The organism is Chitinophaga sp. MM2321, assembly GCF_964033635.1.
Classification (GTDB): domain Bacteria; phylum Bacteroidota; class Bacteroidia; order Chitinophagales; family Chitinophagaceae; genus Chitinophaga.
In genome coordinates, this window is the sequence record NZ_OZ035533.1 from 874,491 (window position 1) to 890,568 (window position 16,078).

Consider the following 16,078-nt stretch of genomic DNA (forward strand, 5'->3'; position numbering starts at 1 on the left):
TAAAATAAATACAAATACGATTTATGCAATGATATAAAAGTACCTTCAAAATAAAAAATAAGGCAACTTTAAACGTTAAAATACCTTGTAATGTAATGAAAAAAACGTCCACACGGGTAAACTGCGTATATTTAAAGAATTACGCATGATGATGGCGGAGACGGGGTTATAAGGAGATCCGGGGGCGGGAAAGATTTATGTGGAGCGGATTTGTGGGGAGATGATAATGGGAGATAAGTATTTATTTTTTAAAATTAAGAATAATGGAGATAGTAATTGTTGGCACTGGCAATGTTGCGCATTGTTTTGGACACCTCTTGAAATTGCATGGTCATCAGATCAGCCAGGTGGTGAGCCGTAATAAGGAACATGCACAGGAACTGGGTGAAATGTTGCATGCGCCATTTACCGACGATGTGCGGGATATATATATGGAGGCAGATGTATACCTGCTGGCGGTAAGTGACGACGCTATCCCGGAACTGAACAACCAGCTGCGCCTGGGCAGGCGTATTGTGGCCCATACGGCCGGTGCGGTGCCCCTGAGTGCCATTTCCGGCATCTCTACTAATACAGGGGTGTTATATCCCTTGCAATCCATTCGTAAGGAAATAAAAACATACCCGGTTATTCCCATTATGCTGGAAGCAGCTAATGATGAAGTACTTAAGCGTTTACAGGCCCTCGCCCAGAGTATTTCCTCCCGCATTGAAATAACCAACTCCGTACAACGGATGCAATATCACCTCACCGCAGTGTTGTGTAATAATTTTACCAATCACCTCATTGCACAGGCAAAGGCATATTGTGAAAAGCAGCAACTGGACTTTACCCTGTTGCAACCTATTATAAAGGAGACGTTTGACCGGCTGGAAAAATATCCGCCTGAAATGGTGCAGACAGGTCCTGCCATCCGCCAGGATGAAACTACTATGAGCCTGCACCGGGACCTGCTGGCAGATGAAAAACATTTACAACTGGTATACCAGGTGATGTCGGATTCGATTAATCAGTTCCACCAGAGATAATTATGCCTAATTTTGGCGTCTATGAATATTTTGGCTTTATTTAAACCCATCACCACTTTTATACTGGATGTGGATGGGGTATTGACGGATGGCACGTTACAATTGCTGCCAGGCGGCGAAATGTCGCGCAGGATGAACATCAAAGATGGCTACGCTTTGCAGCTCGCCGTTAAAAAAGGATACCGGGTGGTGATTATCTCCGGCGGAAAATCTGAGAGTGTGGTCAGCAGATTGCAGGGCCTGGGTATCCGGGACATATTTACCGGCGTACATGATAAGAAGGAGAAGCTCCAGGATTATGTGTTTGAGCATGACCTGAGCTGGGATGAAATTTTGTATATGGGAGATGATATTCCCGATTACCAGCCGATGCAGCTGGTAGCATTACCGGTTTGCCCGGCTGACGCAGCAGCAGAGATAAAAGGAATTTGCAGGTATATTTCACCGGTACCCGGCGGCCATGGCTGTGTACGGGAGGTGATGGAAAAAGTATTAAAACTGAATGGCCATTGGTTGATGGACGAAGGTATTGCATCGAAATAATAAACAATCAACAACTATGAAGCTCTGGGGCGCATTTTTTAAACTCATCAGGTATCCCAATCTCCTTTATATTGCCCTTACCCAGTTCCTGCTACAGTATTGTGTAGTAGAACCTGTATTGCGTAATTCGGGAGAAGAGCCTTCGCTGTCTATCGCACAATTTATATTATTGAGCCTGTCTACCATGTTGGTAGCAGCTGCCGGCTATATTATCAATGACTATTTTGATATCAATATCGATATCGTGAATAAGCCTGATAAAATGGTGGTGGATAAAATCATCAGCCGCCGCTGGGCGATGGCCTGGCACACCATCTTAAATATGACCGGTGTTTCTATCGGTTTTATTGTGGCATGGAAAACCGGGCAGATCTATCTCGGGTTTACGCAGGTCCTTTGTTCCCTGTTGTTGTGGTTTTATTCCACTTCTTTTAAAAGACAGGTGCTGATCGGAAATGTGGTCATATCGTTTTTAACGGCGTTGTCTGTGGTAGTAGTGGGCTTTTACGAGAAGCAGATCTATGCCAGCTTTGAAGCGATCATGTCTCCCGTAGGCAGAAAACTGATCCAGATTATTGGTGTATATGCACTCTTCGCCTTCCTGATTTCCATGATACGCGAAATTGTAAAAGACCTGGAAGATATTATCGGCGATAGTAAAGACGGTTGCCGCACGATTCCTATCGTATGGGGTGTGTTGCCGGCAAAACGTTTGTGTAACGTTCTTTTACTGGTACTACAGGTCATTATCCTACTGGTAGAGATCCGCGTATGGATCCTGGGCTGGTATCCGGCCATCGGCTACCTGCTGTTACTGGTACAACTGCCATGCCTATACGCTTATTTCCTGCTGAAGAAAGCACACCTTCCGGCGCATTATCATAAGATAAGCACCATTGTGAAATGTGTGATGCTGACCGGCATTTTATCCATGGTATTTTTTAAACTTTTTTTGTAGATGTATAAAGGAGCACCTGTTATACTGGCTTCCCAATCGCCGCGCAGAAAGCAGCTGTTGGAGCAGGCTGGTATCCCTTTCCAGGTTAAAGTAGTAGCAACAGCAGAAACATTTCCGCCGGACATGGCGATCGATGAAATCCCCGTTTACATAGCCCTGCAAAAGGCAGCAGCAGTAATAGCACAATGTGCGCCAAACGATATCGTTATTGCAGCAGATACCGTAGTTGTATTGGACAATACGATCATCGGCAAACCGCAGGACCGGGAAGACGCCATCAGGATACTGTCTGCATTGAGTGGCCGCGAACATCGTGTTATTACCGGTGTAGTCATGCAACGCAACGGCAAAGAAATTACTTTCTCAAAAACAACAGCCGTCCATTTCAAACCCCTCACACCGGAGCAGATCAGTTATTATGTAGATAATTACAAACCCTATGATAAAGCCGGCGCTTATGCCATCCAGGAATGGATCGGTGCAGTAGGAATAGACAGCATCAACGGCTGCTTCTATAATGTAATGGGACTACCGGTTAGTGTAGTGGTGCAAAAACTTGACCAGGACTTTTCGGATTAACAGGATTTCCAGGATGGGTGTTTTGTTGTTTGATATTATATATATTTTCAAACAACAAAACACCCATCCTGGAAATCCTGGAATTTCATTCTAATCCTGGTCCATTACCAACAGATTCACGTCTTTATTTTTCAGCCAGTTCACTTCTCTTAGTTGTTGGAGGTTGATGGTGCCTACCACGTAGCGCCAGGCGGTTGATTCATACTTCTCTGAAATATTGAAAAACACCGAGAGATCTACCTGGTCGGGTGTTTTATAACGCAGGTATACTTTCAGTTTTACATCGTTGGTGAAAGTGGGCTGATTATTCTGTTTGATTTTTTTATACTCGTAGCGGTAGTTGTACAACAGGGCGGAGATATCAGACAGTACGGCGCTGCCGGTTGCAGTACCACCGGCGCCTTTACCTACAAAGAATTGTTTGTCGGTGAATGCACTTTCCAGCAGGATGCCATTGTACTCATTATACACATCATAGAGGAGGTTATGTTCTTTGATGAGATGAGGTAGCACGTATGCAAACACGTTGCCGTTCTGCCGGCGGCATTGGGCAATCAGTTTCACCGTACAGTTTCTTTGTTTGGCAAACTGGATATCAAAGTCGTTGAGGTGGTGGATACCGAAGTTATACACTTCTTCCGGTTTCACGAAGGTGCCGAAAGCGTGGAGGAGGAGGATGACGAGTTTGTATTTAGGATCGTATCCTTCTATGTCCAGTGTAGGATCGGTTTCTGCGAAGCCCAGTTCCTGCGCTTTTTGCAGGGCCGTTTCAAAGCTCTGGTTTTCTTCAAATATTTTGGTAAGAATGTAGTTGGTAGATCCGTTGCAGATGCCTTCCACTGCATTGAGCAGGTCGTTGTCGTAATATTCTTCCAGGTTGCGGATGATGGGAATACTGGCGCAGCTGGAGGCTTCGTACAGGAAGGGCACTTTATTTTCTGTTTGTAACTGGAAGAGAGCGGGCAGGTTTTCAGCAATCATGCGTTTGCTGGCGCTTACTACTGCTTTGCCATTGCGGAGCGCAGTGCTCACAATTTCAAAGGCGGCTTCCGTATCATTTATCAGCTCTACTACTACGTCTATGGTAGGATCTTCCAGGATTTCATTTTTATCGGTAGTGAAGTAGCTGCTGTCAATAGGTCTTGATTTGTTAGGGTCTTTAATACAGATCTTTTTGATGCGTGCATTAATACCTTTTGTTCTGTTCAAAACTTCATACAGTCCTTGTCCTACGACACCGAATCCAAAAATACCTAAATTGATGATCTTGTTTTCCATACTTTTTTTCAAACTTGAGGCTGCTGATACGATACTGACAGCGTGTAGCCGGCAGCGTTAGTAAGGCAGCTTATTGTAAAACAGTGATTTGTTTACCCGCCGGATGGTTTAATTTATCCAGTGCTTGTTTCAGGTCGTTGATCAGGTCTTCGGCATCTTCTATGCCTACTGATAAACGGATGCAGGAATCCTGCAAACCTGTTTTTTTCCGGAATGCTTCCGGTATCGTTCGATGTGTCATGGTAGCCGGATGAGCCAGCATACTTTTCACACCGCCAAAACTTTCCGCCAGTTTAAACAGCTTGGTAGCGTTCACGATGCGGATCGCATTTTTGATATTATCGCTTTTTAAGGAGAAGCTCACGAGGGCGCCATAACTTTTTTGCTGTTTGCGCGCAATGTGATGGTTTTTATGGGTAACAAGACCCGGATAAAATACTTTATCCACCGCAGGATGCGCGGCCAGCCAGTTGGCTACGGCGCTGGCATTGCTGCATTGCTTTTCCAGCCGGAGCGCCAGGGTTTCTATACCACGGATCGTGAGCCAGGCGTCGAACGGACTGAGGATACTACCGGAAATATTCTGGTTATAGCGGATCTGATCAGCGAGCGACTTGGAATTGACCACTACCAGTCCGGCAATCACGTCGCAGTGACCGGCCAGGTATTTGGAAGCACTGTGGATAACCATGTCGGCGCCCAAAGTGAGTGGTTGCTGCAATAAAGGGGTACTGAAAGTATTATCTACTGCCAGCAGGATATTATGTTGTTTGGCAATTTTACTGATAGACTTGATATCAGAGATGCGCAATGTTGGATTGGTAGGGGATTCCAGCCAGATAATCCGGGTATTGGGCGTGATGGCAGCCAGTACTTTATCGAGGTTGCTGGTGTCCACGAAGTTTACTTTGATCCCAAAACGTTCAAACATGTGGTTGAAGATCTGGAAGATGCCACCGTAAGTATCTTCTACGGCCATTACTTCATCGCCGGTTTTCAACAGCTTCAGTACAGCGTCAATAGCAGACATCCCGCTGGCGAAGGCGAAACCTGCGTAGCCTTCTTCCAGGTTGCAGATCAGTTCTTCCAACACTTTCCGCGTGGGATTGTTAGCCCGCGAAAATTCAAAACCCTTATTGATGCCCGGCGATTCCTGTACAAAGGTAGATGTTTGGTAGATGGGCACTGAAATAGCGCCTGTCAACTCATCTATCGGAATACTATGAATCAGTTGTGTAGCTGTTTTCATCTTATTAAATTATTTTTTAACGATGTCTGTTTGTACAGGTATTACCCTGCAACGGTATCATTAAAAATCTACTTAAACAACGACAAATCCAGGAAGTGGGCGGGAGCGGGCATAAAAAAGCTCTTCCGTTTGTTGGAAGAGCTCTTTTCAATATTATATTGGTGAAGAATTATCTCTGCCAACTTATCTTTCCCCGACTTGCACCGGGGCAGGAATTAGCACCTTTTTCCTGATAATTAAATCAGGAAAGGTTGCTAAGGCATCGCAGGGCCAAGTCCCTCCGCCTTTCTGGATAAGTGATGTATAAGAACTGGGTGCAAAGGTAAAGGCAGTTTGATCAATTTTCCAAATCAGGAGCAGAAATTTTTTTACCGGAGGTGATGTTTTATTATCTTTAGCTAATAGTATTTTAATAATCAACCATATCTTTATGCATGTTAACCCCCCGCTCTCCGAAGAGCTTTTTCAGCATATATGGGCGTGCCGTATTTTTAAGCAGGATAACCTGGTAACTACTACGGGTGAGCCTTTACAGATCATCTACCCCGGATGGCAGAATCACCACAGCGGCCCCGATTTTACGGGGGCAAAGATCAGGATCGGCAATACTGTATGGGCAGGCGCCGTAGAACTGCATCTTAGCACATCCGACTGGTTCCGGCATGGGCATCAGCACAATAAACAATACGGGCGGATCATCCTGCACGTGGTATTTGTACATGACCTGCCCCAGCGTGAGGCGGGAGATGCGCCCTGTCTTGAATTACAGCAGTATATCCCCAAGCTGTTGCTACAACGCTATGAATGGCTGCGGCAGTCGGCTTCCTTTGTGCCTTGTGCGGATAGTGCCGGCGATATCTCCCGGCTCATCTGGCTCAGCTGGAAAGAGCGGCTGCTGGCCGAACGCTGGGAAAACAAGATGAACGGACTACGTGCCTGGCTGTTATGCAATAAATATAACTGGGAAGAAGCGTGCTACTGGGCAGTAGCACAGAGCTATGGCATGCCGGTAAATGCGTTGCCGTTCCTGCAAATGGCGCAATCGCTGCCCTATAATATCCTCATGCGGCATAAGCACCAGCCGCTGCTAACGGAAGCCCTGCTTTTTGGTCAGGCGGGAATGCTGGAAGCGGACTTCATCGACGTATACCCGTTGCAGTTACAGCGGGAGTACCTGCACCTGCGGCATAAATATCAGCTCCAGCCAATAGCGCCGCACCACTGGAACTGGCTGCGGATGCGGCCTGCATCTTTTCCTACCCTGCGGCTGGCCGCCTTTGCCACCCTGATGCAGCAAACATCGCATTTGTTTTCCCGCATCCTGGAGGCAAGAGAACTTGGAGAACTGGAACGGTTGTTTTTCGTACGGCCATCAGCGTACTGGCAGGAGCATTACCGTTTCGGGCAACCGGTAACTGCCACCCACCGCCCCGGCAAACAGGCCGTGCATGCCGTTTTAATCAATACGGTGCTACCGCTTCTCTACCTCTATGGACAACAAAAAAACACCCGCTATTACCAGGAGAAAGCCCTGCATTTCCTCCAGCAGCTACCCGCCGAAAAAAACAAGATTACCAATGCCTGGGAAAAGCTGGGCGTTACACAGGAAAACGCCATGGAATCGCAGGCACTCCTGCAATTGAAGCAATATTACTGCGATGAAAAGAGATGTCTGAAATGCGCAATAGGCATGAAGATATTGGGCGGGGAAAAGATGTAGGAATTTAGGAATTTTTTGATTTACGAATTTAGGGATTTGAAATGCAGCGGAGATAACCGTATACGCACATATCTCCGCTGCATTTCAAATCCCTAAATTCGTAAATCAAAAAATTCTTAAATAGTGCCTTACCAATTGAAGGTTACATCCTGTACAAGGTCCGGGTGTACGCTTTTGGCGACGGGGCAGGTGAGTGCTGCTCTTTCGAGGACGGTTTTTTCTTTTTCTCCCAGGTTATGGGTACCGGGAAAATCAAATACGATGGTTACGCCGGTAATGCGACGTGGTTCTGTACCCATTATTTTCTGAATACTCACTTTGGTGCCTTCGATGGCCCAGTTGTTATCTCTTGCCTTGATGCCCATGATGGTAAGCATACACGAGCCGAGGGCCGTGGCTACCAGGTCAGTAGGAGAGAATCTTTCACCTTTTCCATTGTTATCTACCGGTGCATCTGTTTCAATGACGGTGGCTGATCGCAGGTGGGTTGCTGTAGTCCGTAATTCGCCGGTGTAGATAATTTCCGCTGTTTGCATGATGTATAGTTTTAAAGTCCTTTGTATGGTTGGTAATCAAACTGTAAAATAAGTGTATTTTTAGAACAAGTTAAAAGGCAGGGTAAGAGCCTTATCAAACTAAAAAAAATTAGGTACGTTTGTAATATTAACATAACAATACCTTTATTCAAGCGTTTATTTATTATAATAATAGCCCATCACTGTGAAAAAAATATACTTAATCCTGTTTTTAGCAACGATCACGGGTAGTTTGCAAGCGCAAACCACCAGCAGGCAAACGGAACAGTCTAAGAAAGATGAAAAAGAGCAGCGTAAGCTGAAGAAGATAGCGATCTTCCGTGAACAGGAGGAGGGGGAAAATGTGTTCCAGCGTGACTTTTCGATAGGCGGCCGTTTGAATACCGATGGCTGGTCCGGTTTCCTGGAAATGGGTTACCGTAAGAGCAGGAAGGCTGTTAATTATTTCCAGTTTGAATTTGCGGAGAAGAAAGACCCCAAAGAAGATAAGCGCCAGGGTGCTGGTGGCGGTTTTTATAGTACCGACCGGCCTTTTATCTTCGGTAAACAAAATAATTTTTACCAGGCGAAGCTGGGTGCTGGTCAACGTTACCTGATTGGTGGTAAAGGGAACAAGAACGGGGTGGAAGTAAGCGCGATCTATTATGGTGGCGTGTCTCTGGGCCTGTTGAAGCCTTACTACCTGAATGTAAAGAACCAGGCCGGCGACCAGGTGGAAGAAATAAAATATGATCCCAATAATCCGGGAAATTTCCTGGAATTCTCCAAAATTACCGGTGGTGCAGGCTTCGGAAAGGGCTGGAGCGAGTTGAGCGTGGTTCCGGGCTTACATGCCAAATTAGGGATGCGGTTCGACTGGGCACATTTCAATGAGGTGGTAAGTGCCCTGGAAATAGGGGTGAATGCGGAAATGTACAGCAAAAAAGTGCCGATCATGGCTACCACAGAAAATAAACAGTTCTTTTTTAATGCATATGTTGCCTTACAATTCGGTAAGCGATGGAATAGGAGATAAGTGTTAACTTTGCTTTTTTAAAGAAAGGAATCAGCGATGCAAGAACTACCCGTTATAGCCGCCGAACCGGCGACAACAAGAGTAAAAAAGCCAGACTGGCTGCGCGTTAAATTACCCATAGGCGAGAATTATAAACAGGTGAGAAACCTGGTAGATACCCATAAATTACATACGATCTGTGAGAGTGGCAACTGTCCTAATATGGGCGAATGCTGGGGAGCCGGCACGGCTACCTTTATGATCCTGGGAAATATCTGTACCCGTAGTTGCGGATTTTGTGCCGTAGCTACCGGCCGTCCGGAAGCCGTGGATCATGATGAACCACAACGTGTGGCAGAGGCGATCTACCTGATGAAGGTGAAACACGCCGTTATAACTTCTGTAGACAGGGACGAGCTGAAAGATGGCGGTTCCATTATCTGGGCCAATACCATCAATGCAGTAAGGGCATTAAACCCTCAAACGACAATGGAAACCCTGATCCCCGATTTTCGCGGACAGTGGGAAAACCTGCAACGTATTATTGACGTGGCGCCGGAAATCGTTTCTCACAACCTGGAAACAGTAGAACGTTTAACCAAGCAGGTAAGGATCCAGGCCAAATATCACCGCAGCCTGGAAGTAATCCGCCGCTTAAAGGCAGGTGGCATGCGTACCAAGAGCGGTATCATGCTGGGCCTTGGCGAAACAAAGGAAGAAGTGATCCAGGCAATGCAGGATCTGTATGATAACGGTTGTGATGTGGTTACATTAGGGCAATATCTGCAACCTACACCCAAACACCTGCCGGTGGTACGCTTCGTTCACCCGGATGAATTTGCCGAGTTACGCGAGATAGGATACAATATGGGATTAGATTATGTAGAATCTGGCCCGTTAGTAAGATCTTCTTATCATGCAGAAAAACATATTGTCAGCGGTCGTAATAAGGGATGACCGGAACTCAATTTCATGTAATTGTTAAAATCCATCCTCAGGATGGATTTTTGTTTTCAGAAGCTTATCTTAGCGCCTCAAAATATTTTACCTAAGTAACAGCATGCTGTTATAACTACCTACTTCACTGTTATATTGTTTGATACAAATGCGGAAACCCACCTGTAAGATTAGCTTACAGGAGCCAACCTCACTTTGATCAAACAATGACCTTAACCTGTCCTGTTACTGCAATAAAGAATGCGGGCTTAACATGGGTACGCGGGAACATTTTTACTGTCTATAGATGGTATTTAAAGCATATAATGAAGATAGATGCCAACCATAAAGGAGGTTATAGCCTCGCTTATGCCAGCATTTTTCTTTTGATTGGTACAATGATGAACTGAATGTCAAAAGCCTTTTATGAAAAGAGCATTTTACCTGTTAGCTGTGACGTGTGGAATATTTTTATCTCCACATATATATGCACAGCAATCTACAGATTCCCTTTTAACCAACGCTACGCTACAGGATTGTATCAGGTACGCGTTATCACATCAGCCGGTATTACGGCAGTCGCGTATTGATGAAGCCATCACGGATAGAACCGTGAAAAGCAAGCTGGCAGATTGGTATCCACAGATCAACCTGGACTATAATCTCCAGCACTACATGGAGTTGCCTACTTCTATTTTTGGTGGCAATCCTACCAAGGTGGGGGTAGCCAATACTTCTACAGCGCAGTTCGGCCTGAATCAGAACATCTTTACGCGGGATCTTTTACTGGCTACCAATACGGCCAGGGATGTACGAAAACAGAGCCAGCAAAGTACCGTACGTACCCAGATTGATGTGGTAGCAGATGTCAGCAAAGCGTATTACGATATCCTGCTCACCTCCCAACAGATCCAGGTGCTGGACGAAGATATTATCCGCCTGGAACGCAGCCTGAAAGATGCGTACAACCAGTATCAGGGTGGGGTGGTAGATAAAACGGATTATAAGCGGGCCACTATTTCGCTCAATAATGCACGCGCACAGCAGAAGTCTGCACGTGAGCTGCTCACCGCCAAGCAGGCCTATCTGCAACAGTTGATGGGGTATCCTGCCAATGCCGGCGATGTGCCGCTGGCCTATGATACTGCACAGATGGCCACACAGATAACCGGAGAAGACACTGCCCTGGTAGCCAATTACAAGGACAGGATCGAATACCAGTTACTGGAAACCCAGCAAAGCCTGCTACAGGCAAATCTGAAATACAATAAGTGGAGTTATCTGCCTACGGTATCAGCATTTGTGAACTATGCTTTTGCTTATCAGAATGAAAACTTCTCCAAATTATACAGCATTAATTATCCTAACTCCCTGTTAGGACTGAAATTATCACTGCCTATTTTCCAGGGTGGTAAAAGGGTGCATAATATCAAGATGGCAGAACTACAGCTGCAACGTACGCAGTGGGATTTTGCCACTTTGAGAAGCGAGATCAATACACAGTATACGCAGGCAATGGCTACTTACAGAAGTAACCTGAATGACTATACGACATTGAAAGATAATGTGGAGATGGCCATGGATGTATACAACATGTTGCAACTACAGTATAAGGAAGGTATCAAAACATACCTGGAAGTATTAATCTCAGAAACGGAATTGCGCACCGCGCAACTGAGCTATTACAATGCTATGTACCAGGTATTATCCAGCAAGATAGACCTGCAGAAAGCATTAGGAACCTTAACAGCTAATTATTAAATGGTAACCGGATCGGATATGAAAAAAATGAACCACATTGTCTTAATCAGCGCAGCCGGCGTACTTGGCTTTTCCGCCTGCAATGGCCCTGCCCAGAAAGGAGCGCCCGTTATGCCCCCTACACCGGTAAATATTACGGAGGCATCCGTGGCACCGGCCGTTTATTATGACAGATATCCCGCCACTGTGGTAGCCCTGAACCATGTAGAGCTGCGCTCTCAGGTTTCCGGTTTTATCACGGGAATCTTCTTTAAAGAAGGAGAAGTTGTACAGAAGGGCAAGCCCCTGTATGAAATAGACCGCCGCAAATATGAAGCGGCCTTCCACCAGGCAGAAGCAAACATCGCCAGCGCCCGTGCTAATTATAACAAGGCAAAGAAAGATGACGAGCGTTACAAACGCCTGGCAGAACAGGATGCGATAGCACGGCAGATCCTGGACAATGCAGAAGCTGCACTGGAAACTAACCGTAGCCAGCTCGCCGCTGCAGAAGCCAACCTGGCCGCTGTTCGCACCGACCTGGACTACTCCCTTATCAAAGCGCCGTTTACCGGCCGCATTGGTATTTCACAGGTAAGACTGGGCTCTCAGGTGACGCCGGGTACTACGCTGCTGAATACCATTTCCAGTGAAAATCCTATCGCCGTGGATTTCGTGATAAATGAATCGGATATTTCCCGCTTCGCTGATATACAAAGTAAAGGCGGTGCTGTAAATGATACCACTTTCCGTTTGCAAACTTCAGATGGCAGCGAATATGTTCACGCCGGCAAGATCCTGGCCATTGACCGTGGTGTGGATAACCAGACCGGTACGATCAGGGTGAGGATTGAATTTAATAATCCTGACGACAAACTGAAAGACGGGATGAGTTGTGTACTGAACGTATTGAACAGTCAGTCCGGCGACAGGCTGATCATTCCTTACAAAGCCATTACAGAGCAGATGGGTGAATACTTTGTATTTGTGGCAAAAGATAGCATTGCCGCCCAACAGAAAGTACATCTGGGCCCTAAGCTCAGAGACAGGGTTGTGATCATGGATGGCATCCAGGCAGGTGATAAGATCATTACAGAAGGCTTCCAGCGTTTGCGCGATGGCGGCAGGATACAGATCGGTATACCGGCAGCTCAACAGGGCGAACCAGTGAAGAAATAGTTATTAGTAGAATCAACAGCAGAAAATCATGATTGCAGATACTTTTATACGAAGACCCGTCACCGCAATAGTGATATCTATTGTACTGGTACTGGTGGGAATACTGGCGATGATGAATCTGCCCATAGGGCAGTATCCTGAGATCTCCCCGCCAACAGTACAGGTAACAGGTACATATACCGGTGCGGATGCACAAACAGTGGAGCAAACAGTAGCCACACCCGTGGAAGTACAGGTAAATGGTACACCGGGTATGACCTACATCTCCACAAATAATACCAGTAGCGGGCAAATGAGTATGACGGTCAACTTTGAAGTAGGTACCGACATCAACATTGCAGCACTGGATGTGCAGAACCGTGTAGGTATTGCACAACCTACCCTTCCACAGGAAGTACAGCGTTTAGGCCTTACCGTTAGAAAGCGTAATCCCAGTATCCTGATGCTGGTTGCGTTGTACTCACCCAAAGGCACACACGATATTACCTTCCTGGATAACTACACCAACGTATATGTTAAAGATGCGTTGCTGCGTGCAAAAGGAGTGGGTGATATCTTTACCCGTGCGGATGATTTCAGTATGCGTATCTGGCTGAAACCGGATAAGCTGGCAGAAATGAACGTTACGGCAGAAGATATCCGTGCTGCGCTGGCAGAACAGAATGCCCAGATCACTGCGGGTTCTGTAGGTGCGCCGCCACAACAAGTGGGACAAACATTTGAGTATAACATCCTCACCAAAGGCCGCCTGTCTACAGCAGAGGAATTTGGTAACGTCATTATCAAAACACGTCCATCAGACGGAACACTCGTGTACCTGAAAGATGTTGCGCGTGTACAGTTAGGTAAATTCAACTATGCGGGTAATAACTTCGTAGATGGCAGACGTGCTGCTTATCTGCTGGTATACCAGGCGCCGGGCAGTAACGCGATTGAAACAGCCGCCAATGTAACGGAGGCGATGGAAGAGATGAAGAAACAGTTTCCCAACGATGTGCAATACGTAGTGCCGTTTGAATCTGTGTCAGTGGTAAAAGTATCTATCGAAGAGGTATTGCACACCCTGGTGGAAGCATTGCTCCTGGTGGTACTGGTGGTATTCCTCTTCTTACAGAGCTGGCGTGCTACCATCATTCCCATCCTGGCTATCCCGGTATCCATTATTGCTACTTTCATCTTCTTTATACCACTTGGGTTCACCATCAACACGCTGACGTTGTTCGGTTTCGTACTGGCTATCGGTATTGTGGTGGATGATGCCATTGTGGTGGTGGAAGCGGTGCAGCATAATATAGACCATGAGAAGATGTCGCCCAAAGATGCTACCACCCAGGCTATGAAAGAGATTTCCGGCCCGGTAATAGCCATTGCGCTCATCCTGGCAGCGGTGTTTGTACCGGTTGGATTTATACCTGGTATCGTGGGCCGTTTGTATCAGCAGTTCGCCATCACGATCGCCATCTCCGTACTGATCTCTGCTTTTGTGGCATTGTCTTTAACACCGGCTTTATGTATCCTGCTGTTAAAACCAATGCATCTCGACAAGGACTCAAAAGGGCTGAATAAATTCTTCTTTAAATTCAACCGCTGGTTTGGTCATACCACTTCCCGTTATTCGATGGGTGTGAAGAAGAGTATCCGCTTTTCCCGCCTGGCCATTGTATTTCTGCTGTGTCTTTTCGTAGGTACGATCATGTTATTCAAGGCAAAACCTTCCGGGTTTATTCCTACGGAAGATGAAGGACGTATCTATATTACGTTTGATCTGCCGGAATCTTCTTCTACTGAACGTACGTTAGCAGTGATGCAAAGTATTATGAAGGATCTGGACAGTACCCAGGGAATTGCGCACTACGCTGCTTTGGGAGGATTGAACGTTGTAAACTTTGCCACCAAATCGAATAGTGCCACTATCTTTTGCCAGTTGAAACCATGGAGCGAGCGTAAAGCCGACTCCCTGCAGATCTTCGGCCTGGTGGCTACTTTGCAGAAAAAGCTGGCCAAATATAAGGAAGCGAATGTGGTGGTAATTCCACCCCCGGCCATTCCGGGGCTTGGCTCCACTGCCGGTTTCTCTTTCATATTGCAGCAACGCAGAAATGGCGATATCAAAGCATTTGAAGGGGTGTTGCAGAATTTCGTAGCAGCGGTCAACAAACGTCCGGAGATCGCGCGGGCATTCTCGTTCTTCACGGCCCGTACGCCTGGATACCAGTTGGATATCGACCGGGAGAAAGCGAAGAAGATGGGTGTGAAGATCTCTGACATTGCCACCGCCCTGCAAACATACATGGGGAGTGCTTACATCAATGACTTTACTATTTACGGCAGGAACTTCCGTGTGGTAACACAGGCGGATTCCTCCTACCGGGGTGATATTAAAAACCTGAGCCAGTTCTTTGTACGCAACAGCGCAGGAACGATGGTGCCGTTGAGTACCCTCACTTCTTACAAAGTGATAGAAAGTGCGCCGGTGATCTCTCACTACAATCTTTTCCGTTCTGCGGAAATCAATGGTAACCCGGCACCGGGCTATAGTAGTGGTGATGCGATCAACGCCCTTAAAGAAGTGGCGGCACAGGAACTGCCGGATGGTTATGGTTATGAGTTCTCCGGTTTGAGCCGTGAGGAGTTATTATCAGGTTCTAAAACGATCTATATCTTCGCGTTATCCATCATCTTTGTGTTCCTGTTCCTGGCAGCATTGTATGAGAGCTGGTCTGTACCGTTCTCCGTACTGTTGGCAGTACCTATCGGCGCCTTTGGTGCCATTACGGTACTAACGTTCCTGCCTAAACTGAGTAACAACGTATATGCGCAGATCGGTTTGATTACACTGATCGGGTTGTCTGCCAAGAATGCGATCCTGATCGTGGAGTTTGCGAAGGAGCGTGTAGACAGAGGTATGGATCTTGTCACGGCCGCCGTGGAAGCTGCCAAGCTGCGTTTACGTCCCATCATCATGACGTCGCTGGCGTTCCTGTTGGGGATTACGCCATTGGTATTTTCTTCCGGTGCAGGTGCGGAAGCGCGTAAAACAATGGGCTGGACCGTATTAGGTGGTATGTTTACCGCTACCTTCCTGGCAATATTTATTGTACCGGTATTATATGTAGTGATCACTCGTCTGGCCTACGGCAAAGAAAAGCTGAGAAAGATGAAAGAGAGCTACCAGGCAGTGCCGGAGCATGATATACAAGGACGCCTTTAACCAGGATTAACAGATTAACAGGATTTCCCGGATGGGTGTTTTGTTGGTTATATAGAGAGATAAAAAAGATTGCCGGAGATAAAAGCGCAGATTACGCTGATATCTCCGGCAATTTTTTTATAAACAA

The 16,078-nt window shown here is 46.5% G+C and carries 13 protein-coding genes and 1 riboswitch; of the genes, 10 read left to right on the forward strand and 3 right to left on the reverse strand.

The window, feature by feature from the left end; genetic code table 11:
• The first annotated feature begins 263 nt into the window (after window positions 1–263).
• The 4 genes from ABQ275_RS03255 to ABQ275_RS03270 are packed head-to-tail and all read left to right on the forward strand — an operon-like array spanning window position 264 to window position 3,108.
• Entirely contained in the window at window positions 264–1,028 is a 765-nt protein-coding gene (locus ABQ275_RS03255; protein WP_349316834.1) for a DUF2520 domain-containing protein, read from the forward strand.
• Between the two features lie 21 nt (window positions 1,029–1,049).
• Window positions 1,050–1,571, forward strand: a complete 522-nt coding sequence (locus tag ABQ275_RS03260; protein WP_349316835.1) for a 3-deoxy-D-manno-octulosonate 8-phosphate phosphatase — start codon at window positions 1,050–1,052, stop codon at window positions 1,569–1,571.
• 16 nt (window positions 1,572–1,587) lie between these two features.
• A complete protein-coding gene (locus ABQ275_RS03265; protein WP_349316836.1) occupies window positions 1,588–2,529 on the forward strand; it encodes a geranylgeranylglycerol-phosphate geranylgeranyltransferase in 942 nt (313 codons plus the stop codon).
• Window positions 2,530–3,108 (forward strand): Maf family protein, encoded by a 579-nt coding sequence (locus ABQ275_RS03270; RefSeq protein ID WP_349316837.1) that lies wholly within the window; start codon window positions 2,530–2,532, stop codon window positions 3,106–3,108. It begins immediately after the preceding gene.
• A gap of 90 nt (window positions 3,109–3,198) precedes the next feature.
• On the opposite strand, the gene ABQ275_RS03275 is transcribed toward ABQ275_RS03270, so the two are convergent.
• Entirely contained in the window at window positions 3,199–4,386 is a 1,188-nt protein-coding gene (locus ABQ275_RS03275) for a homoserine dehydrogenase (RefSeq protein WP_349316838.1), read from the reverse strand.
• A gap of 70 nt (window positions 4,387–4,456) precedes the next feature.
• The gene (locus tag ABQ275_RS03280; RefSeq protein WP_349316839.1) at window positions 4,457–5,635 is read right to left on the reverse strand and encodes a PLP-dependent aspartate aminotransferase family protein; all 1,179 of its coding nucleotides are present in this window, start codon (window positions 5,633–5,635) and stop codon (window positions 4,457–4,459) included.
• Window positions 5,636–5,815: 180 nt separating this feature from the next.
• Window positions 5,816–5,934, reverse strand: a riboswitch (SAM riboswitch).
• Between the two features lie 131 nt (window positions 5,935–6,065).
• On the opposite strand from ABQ275_RS03280, the gene ABQ275_RS03285 reads away from it, so the two are divergent.
• Complete coding sequence (locus tag ABQ275_RS03285) at window positions 6,066–7,355, forward strand: DUF2851 family protein (protein ID WP_349316840.1); 1,290 nt, start codon at window positions 6,066–6,068, stop codon at window positions 7,353–7,355.
• Window positions 7,356–7,483: 128 nt separating this feature from the next.
• Here ABQ275_RS03285 and ABQ275_RS03290 read toward each other — a convergent pair whose 3' ends face one another.
• A complete protein-coding gene (locus ABQ275_RS03290; protein ID WP_349316841.1) occupies window positions 7,484–7,891 on the reverse strand; it encodes an OsmC family protein in 408 nt (135 codons plus the stop codon).
• A gap of 184 nt (window positions 7,892–8,075) precedes the next feature.
• Here ABQ275_RS03290 and ABQ275_RS03295 point away from each other — a divergent pair, with 184 nt between their 5' ends.
• From ABQ275_RS03295 to ABQ275_RS03315, 5 genes are all read left to right on the forward strand, one after another.
• Window positions 8,076–8,906: a hypothetical protein gene (locus ABQ275_RS03295; RefSeq protein WP_349316842.1), complete on the forward strand. Its 831-nt coding sequence runs from the start codon at window positions 8,076–8,078 to the stop codon at window positions 8,904–8,906.
• Between the two features lie 36 nt (window positions 8,907–8,942).
• Window positions 8,943–9,842 carry a lipoyl synthase gene (gene lipA, locus ABQ275_RS03300; RefSeq protein WP_349316843.1) on the forward strand — a complete coding sequence of 300 codons (900 nt, stop codon included), beginning with the start codon at window positions 8,943–8,945 and terminating at the stop codon, window positions 9,840–9,842.
• Between the two features lie 405 nt (window positions 9,843–10,247).
• Entirely contained in the window at window positions 10,248–11,582 is a 1,335-nt protein-coding gene (locus ABQ275_RS03305) for a TolC family protein (protein WP_349316844.1), read from the forward strand.
• Window positions 11,583–11,600: 18 nt separating this feature from the next.
• On the forward strand, window positions 11,601–12,740 hold the full coding sequence (locus ABQ275_RS03310; RefSeq protein WP_349316845.1) for an efflux RND transporter periplasmic adaptor subunit: 1,140 nt from the start codon (window positions 11,601–11,603) through the stop codon (window positions 12,738–12,740).
• A 28-nt stretch (window positions 12,741–12,768) separates the two neighbouring features.
• The gene (locus ABQ275_RS03315; RefSeq protein ID WP_349316846.1) at window positions 12,769–15,951 is read left to right on the forward strand and encodes a multidrug efflux RND transporter permease subunit; all 3,183 of its coding nucleotides are present in this window, start codon (window positions 12,769–12,771) and stop codon (window positions 15,949–15,951) included.
• Window positions 15,952–16,078: the final 127 nt, after the last annotated feature.

What these genes read in the sequence shown, in the direction of transcription:
- ABQ275_RS03255 (WP_349316834.1), top strand. Translation starts at nt 264, where the DNA reads ATGGAGATAGTAATTGTTGGCACTGGCAATGTTGCGCATTGTTTTGGA.
- ABQ275_RS03285 (WP_349316840.1), top strand. Translation starts at nt 6,066, where the DNA reads ATGCATGTTAACCCCCCGCTCTCCGAAGAGCTTTTTCAGCATATATGG.
- ABQ275_RS03280 (WP_349316839.1), bottom strand. Translation starts at nt 5,635, where the DNA reads ATGAAAACAGCTACACAACTGATTCATAGTATTCCGATAGATGAGTTG.
- ABQ275_RS03275 (WP_349316838.1), bottom strand. Translation starts at nt 4,386, where the DNA reads ATGGAAAACAAGATCATCAATTTAGGTATTTTTGGATTCGGTGTCGTA.
- lipA (WP_349316843.1), top strand. Translation starts at nt 8,943, where the DNA reads ATGCAAGAACTACCCGTTATAGCCGCCGAACCGGCGACAACAAGAGTA.
- ABQ275_RS03270 (WP_349316837.1), top strand. Translation starts at nt 2,530, where the DNA reads ATGTATAAAGGAGCACCTGTTATACTGGCTTCCCAATCGCCGCGCAGA.
- ABQ275_RS03310 (WP_349316845.1), top strand. Translation starts at nt 11,601, where the DNA reads ATGAAAAAAATGAACCACATTGTCTTAATCAGCGCAGCCGGCGTACTT.
- ABQ275_RS03305 (WP_349316844.1), top strand. Translation starts at nt 10,248, where the DNA reads ATGAAAAGAGCATTTTACCTGTTAGCTGTGACGTGTGGAATATTTTTA.
- ABQ275_RS03290 (WP_349316841.1), bottom strand. Translation starts at nt 7,891, where the DNA reads ATGCAAACAGCGGAAATTATCTACACCGGCGAATTACGGACTACAGCA.
- ABQ275_RS03315 (WP_349316846.1), top strand. Translation starts at nt 12,769, where the DNA reads ATGATTGCAGATACTTTTATACGAAGACCCGTCACCGCAATAGTGATA.
- ABQ275_RS03265 (WP_349316836.1), top strand. Translation starts at nt 1,588, where the DNA reads ATGAAGCTCTGGGGCGCATTTTTTAAACTCATCAGGTATCCCAATCTC.
- ABQ275_RS03260 (WP_349316835.1), top strand. Translation starts at nt 1,050, where the DNA reads ATGAATATTTTGGCTTTATTTAAACCCATCACCACTTTTATACTGGAT.